General features: G+C 46.5%; 4 protein-coding genes. 1 reads left to right on the top strand and 3 read right to left on the bottom strand.

Translation table 11 applies throughout. The features are described 5' to 3' along the window. Positions 1–240: 240 nt before the first annotated feature. Entirely contained in the window at positions 241–1,788 is a 1,548-nt protein-coding gene (locus VN429_RS09165) for a hypothetical protein (protein ID WP_325632420.1), read from the top strand. 97 nt (positions 1,789–1,885) lie between these two features. Here the strand turns inward: VN429_RS09165 and VN429_RS09160 are convergent, their stop codons facing one another. From VN429_RS09160 to VN429_RS09150, 3 genes are all read right to left on the bottom strand, one after another. Further along, positions 1,886–3,538 (bottom strand): histidine kinase N-terminal 7TM domain-containing protein, encoded by a 1,653-nt coding sequence (locus tag VN429_RS09160; RefSeq protein ID WP_325632418.1) that lies wholly within the window; start codon positions 3,536–3,538, stop codon positions 1,886–1,888. Positions 3,539–3,799: 261 nt separating this feature from the next. Continuing rightward, entirely contained in the window at positions 3,800–4,372 is a 573-nt protein-coding gene (locus tag VN429_RS09155; RefSeq protein ID WP_325632414.1) for a chemotaxis protein CheW, read from the bottom strand. A 24-nt stretch (positions 4,373–4,396) separates the two neighbouring features. Continuing rightward, positions 4,397–5,790, bottom strand: a 1,394-nt coding sequence (locus tag VN429_RS09150) for a methyl-accepting chemotaxis protein (RefSeq protein WP_325632412.1), incomplete at its 5' end; no start/stop codon positions are given.

Below are 5,790 nucleotides of genomic sequence, written 5' to 3'. Positions count from 1 at the left end.
GAAATAAGAGACCAATGAGACAAAAGCAAAACAATGTGCAAAACACACCCGAGCAACCCATTAATCATCAGTGAAAAACCCATCATTATGCCTGAAATCTTAAACCAGGATGAAAGTGCAGAAAACTGAAAAACACCACCTGTGCACAGGCCGGTAAAACCCCCATAAACAGAGCAGAATCTTCGTCGCGGCAGAGAGATCACATCCCTGTGATCACCATCCGCAGGACCATCAGGTGCCATGATCATCACACCACAAAACCGGGAGACAGTACTCCAGACATTCAGAGAGAACCTGGCAGGACTGTCCATATCAGAACTCTCACTCAAAAGTGGACTCAACCGAAACAAATGCTCACAAATATGCAGTGACTATCACAAAAGTGAGATTCTCGGCCTGATTCAAAAGAGCACCTACAAGATCTACTTCCTCAAACACGAATCGGTCATACACCATATAATCGACTCAATCACCGGTCCGGTATTAGCAGTCAGTAGATCCTTCACCATCATCGGTGCAAACCAGGAGTACCTCACCCGGTACAAGACCGACCCGGCAGTGATCCTCGGAGCACCGGGAGAAGACCTGATGAACTCCATCTGCCCTGAACTCATCCCCACCCTGAAACTCCACCTGGAAGACGGACTGAGTGGACGGACCGCCACGTACCCTGATGAGACCGGAACAGCATACTGGAGAACCCTCACCCTATCACTAAACGAAGACCTGGTGGGCCTCATCATCCTGAACGAAAAATCATTGCAGACAAGACCGGCTGACGAGCTGATAAGGACAATAGAGAACCGGTTCACAGCCGCATTACCGGGTCTGATGGCTGAAAAAACATGGCCACAGGCACTCGATCAGATTGCAGGACTCCTCCATGAATCCATACCTGATTCACTCATCTTCACCCTCCTCATCAATGAACCTGCCAAAACCTGCACCATCCACACAATCGCAACCCCGGAAGGGGCCCTGCAGCCTGTCACGGACAAAGCCCAGATCCAACTCAGCGGGATTGAGATACTCCAGTTCAAGACCAGCGAGCCGGTCACCTACTTCACCGGCACTCAGGAATCACTCCTCAACACCCCTCTCCCTGAACCGGTCAAGCACCTCTGCCAGGATCTCAAGGTATCCTCGATCTCCATGTATGGAGTCAGCTCTGACGGCCACCTGACAAGTGTCATCGGGGTAGGAGCAGGAGAGAGCAGCGTTTCGGTAACACATGTACGGCTCCTTCATGCACTATCAGGGTATCTCACCCTTCTGTGCACCGTCTGTCTAAATTCATCAGATATGCAGACAATAAAGGAGGATTACCAGAAGCATTACAGCGATATTTATGCACTCCTCACCGAAAAGACAGAGGAGAATGCTGCTCATACCACAGAAGCAGAACACCTCAAATCGATCCTCGGGGCAGTGCTTCATACAATGAATGTCTCCCTCATCGCGGTCAACAGGCAAGGAGCCCTGATCACCGCAAACAAGACCGCATGTACTGCATACTACATCACCGACCAGAATTTGGCAGACCATGCATCAATCAGGGATATACTCCCTCCTGATCTCGCAGCAGCACTCCTGGATCTCATACCTGAAAAAACAGAAATGTCCCACAACCAGACAGACAATGCCCGGTATACTGAAGAGCGACAGTCAGGAGATATCCACTGGCACCGTATCGCCTGGAATGCAACTCATCCCGCAGCCCCGTACCTCTTCATCGGAGAGAAGCATCCTGCCCCACTCCTCAAGTCTCTCAGATCCCAAAAACTCTGAGTTCCTGACCGAACAGGCATCAATTAGATACACCCGTTCAACTGGCGTGCATTATCCGATCTACAGCCCTTCCATGATGAGTAAGACCGGGCTCGGTCTACTCATTCATCTTCTCATCCGACGGTGATGGGGCCAGATTCAGATTCTGCGTTGCTTTCTGAACAATCTCTTCGAGTGAGTGCTGACACTCTCTCCCCATACTCCCATGCTCTTTTCGTGCAAGCTGTGAGACCTGATTCCACAGATAGATGTCATTCGCAACAATCCTGTTCAAAAGATCGTTATCTTGACGAATCTGCATCATCGCTGAGGTTGCCTGCGAAACATCCCTGATACACATCTCAACCAGAACCTGATCATCATATACCAGCCTGCTGAGTCTGACCTCGGCCTCAACCGGGAGAGTGTTGGCAATAAAAACCCAGGAAAAATCGATCAACTCTCCCGAAGCTGCCTGCGAGATCTGATACTTGAGTTTATCAGGCACATCAGACTGACGAACCTGTGAAGGGGATGACAGGAGGCATGGGTCAAGACCTACGATCTCTGACCTTTTCTTTCCAAAAAAGTGCAGCGCTACCTGATTACAATCACTGATAATCCCATCTGCAACAATCAGGATTGCATCCCGGTGTGAGTTGAAAAACTCCCGGTATAACAACTCTTGTCGCTTTTTTTCCTTCTCAACTAAAAGCCTTGAATTTGCTTCTGATACCTGCTTTTCCAGGAGAATGTTATGGGTGATATCAGTGATCATGACAAGGTACACTTCTTCTGCACCAACATTCCCATGATCATGCTGTACAGATATCCGAAACCATCGTGTCTCATCGTCGGTCAGCATTGAAAGAGGTGCAGCATTTTTGAGAAGGTCCGGATTTGATACCATCTCAGAAAACCCTTCAGGAAAGGCTGCCACCTCACCAGGTCCTCTGCCAAAGACATCGGCAAGGCTTGTATGCAGGATCTTTTCTGCAGTCTCATTCATGTCAATGATCTGACACCGGTTATTGAGGACCACAAGACCTGACTCGACAACGCCAAAAAACCGCTCCCGAAATACAGGTGAGAAGGTAAGCAGATCAAAATAGAGCATCCCGAACCCGAATATGAGTCCGCAAATTCCGAAATGTATACCAACCGGATTAAACCCGGGAAACAGTCTGCTGTCAAAGAACGTGACAAGCAGAACAACCAGGCAGGATGTTCCGACAAGGATCAGGATCTGGTACCTGAACTGATCTGAAACATTCCTGTACTTCTGAATCAGAAGGCCAATTCCTGCCAGATACAGAATGCAGCATTTTATCAGCGCTGACATTCCGAATAGCCACAAGAAGGTATCAAGCAAGGGAATACCTGAACTATAAGAGTAATGCTTGACCATCTGGAACACGATGTTTCCGATTACCGTATATCCAAGAAGGAAGGCAATGATCGGCCTCGTCAGATACTTTGACTTTCCTGCATAAAGCAGGCAGAAGAAGAACCAGATAGTCGTGATAAGGTGACCACAGAAGTTGGTCAGGAGATTTAACACCGGAGACACAGGATATGGTCCGAAATCGGGATAGATCTCTCCTATATTTTCAAGGCCCAGGAGCAGGGAGATGATGGAGAGCAGAAAGAGAATCATCCAGAAGTAATACTGCCCGAGGATGGTTTTTCTCCGGTATACCTGAAGTGAGAGGTACAGAAGAATGGCACTGCATTCAAGGGTAAACAATACAAGGAATGCAGTGACGGTCATATGATATACGGTACCTGGGTATTAGGGTTTGAATGTTACGAAAAAGTGGCACATATTTCTGGTATGTATCATGGTAACACGAGGCACCGACACAGGATGTAGAAATGAAAAAAGTGAAATTAAGGTATTCCTGTTGTTCGTGATCAAGGAGCCAAACCCGGTATAATAAGGCACCAATGAGGGTTGCCTTAAGTTTACCTCATAAAATCATCAAGGGGTTAGTTTCATATTTCATGCAGTTTCAGGTAAAAAAACTGATGATTAGAGATTCTGCCTGATATTCTCTACGATCTTCTTGATATTTAACCAGAGAATAAGTTTTTCTTTTGTCTCGTCTTCAATCTGGTGTTGCCTGATAACCCCAATCATCACATCCCCGATTTTCTGATCTGTTGAATGGTCACCACGTTCAATCTCATCGCTTCCATAGGTACTCACAGAGAAGACATCCTGGACGAGAACACCGATCTTCTTCCCCATAATCATCTGATCCAGAACGATGATTCTTGGGTTTTTTGCACTTTCCTCGTTGGTAGTAATGTGAAGGATCTCTTTAAGATCTATGATGGTTGTAATGGCACCGCGTAGATCTATTATTCCTTTTATATATGGAGGAGATTCAGGAATCGGAGTTATATCTTCTCCTGCAATAACTTCCCTGATGTCAAAGAGATCAAATGCAAATATCTCCTTTCCAATCTTAAACTCTACAACCTGAACCGAATTGCCTGATTTTCCCCTAGCCAGAATCTTTCTGACAACACTGCCGGTTCCCCGGCGTTTGCGTCTGTTTTTTCTGCATTTTTCTGATGCTTTTGTTACGGTCTCCATCATCTGCTCCTCTTGTCCTGACCTGTATCAGACGATGAACTTGTTCATCTCATTAGAAATTCTCTGAATTGCCAATGCCCCGTCATTAACAACTTTATTGACCTGGCTGACTGCTCCTGAAACTTCTTCTGTGGATGCTGCTGATCCCGCTGCTTCATCTGATGTTTTTTCAATCAGGGTACCAAGCTCATGTACACTGGCAGTTATCTCTTGGGTAGCAGCTGCCTGCTCTTCTGTTCCTCCAGCGATATCACTCATCTGCTGATGAATATCATCTATTTCAGAGACGATCTGGTTGAATAAAACAAGGGTTTCAGACACTGCCTCGTTGCCTGTATATACCTCCTGTGTTGACTTCTTCATCGCTTCAGTAACTTCAGTAATTCTTTTCTGGAGGTTTCCTATGATTTCGGCAATATCTTCAGTTGAGTCCTGGGAATCCTGGGCAAGATCCTTTACTTCATCAGCTACGACTGCAAATCCAAGTCCGGCTTCTCCTGCCCGGGCTGCTTCTATTGCAGCATTGAGGGCAAGCAGACTTGTCTGATCAGCTATCCGGGAGATGAGGAATACGATCTTTCCAATCTCTTCCATCTGTTCGCTGATGTCATTGACCATTGTTTCAGTTGCTGTCACTGACTTCATGATCTCTGACATATTCTTGTCAGCCTGGTTTGCGAGAGTCTTTCCGCGGGCAGACAGTTCAACAGTCTTCATGGCAGTAGCCGATGCTATCTCTGATTTTGAAGCGATGGTAGCAACTATTTTTGATAACTCATCCAGTGCCACCAGGCTTTGTTTGACTCCATCCCGGCTCTGGTTTGAGTATGAACTCACGTTTACTGAACCATCGGCTACGATACTTACACTGCCTGCAATCTCTTCCATGCTTGCAGCGGTCTCTTCCATCCCTGATGTTAAAGCTTCAATTTCAGTTTTAACTCCTCGTATAGCCAGGGAACACTGGATACCTACCTGGTTCATTGCATCTTTAAAAGTCAGAAATTCCCCTTTTACCTGTATCAAGTCATTGAACCTGGGTGTAAAATCAGATGAGGCATACGAATTGGCAAGTTTCATGGCTTCATTCAGGGGCTTTACAATTGCATCTACAAGGTCATTGATTCTTGAGGTCATCGCAAGGAAATCGCCCCTGTATTCACCGGTATTGATCCGTCTGGACAGGTTTCCATTCCCTGCTTCATCGGCAATATCCTGGATATCATTGCTGACTCCATTAATGACTACCGTCATATCGTCAAAAGTTTTTGAAACCCGGGCAAATTCATCATCCCCATCCATCTGGATCCGGTATTCCAGGTTACCCTTCCCAATCTCACCCATTCCCTTGAATAGCTGAGTAAGTTGTTGATTCAGTCTTGAACTGACGAGATAGAAGATCAGGCAAATCAGGATAATAG

Origin of the sequence: Methanospirillum sp. (assembly GCF_035560735.1) — an archaeon.
GTDB lineage: Archaea > Halobacteriota > Methanomicrobia > Methanomicrobiales > Methanospirillaceae > Methanospirillum.
The sequence above is the reverse complement of the archived record's forward strand: the minus strand, read 5'-3'. Positions and strand labels throughout refer to the sequence as shown.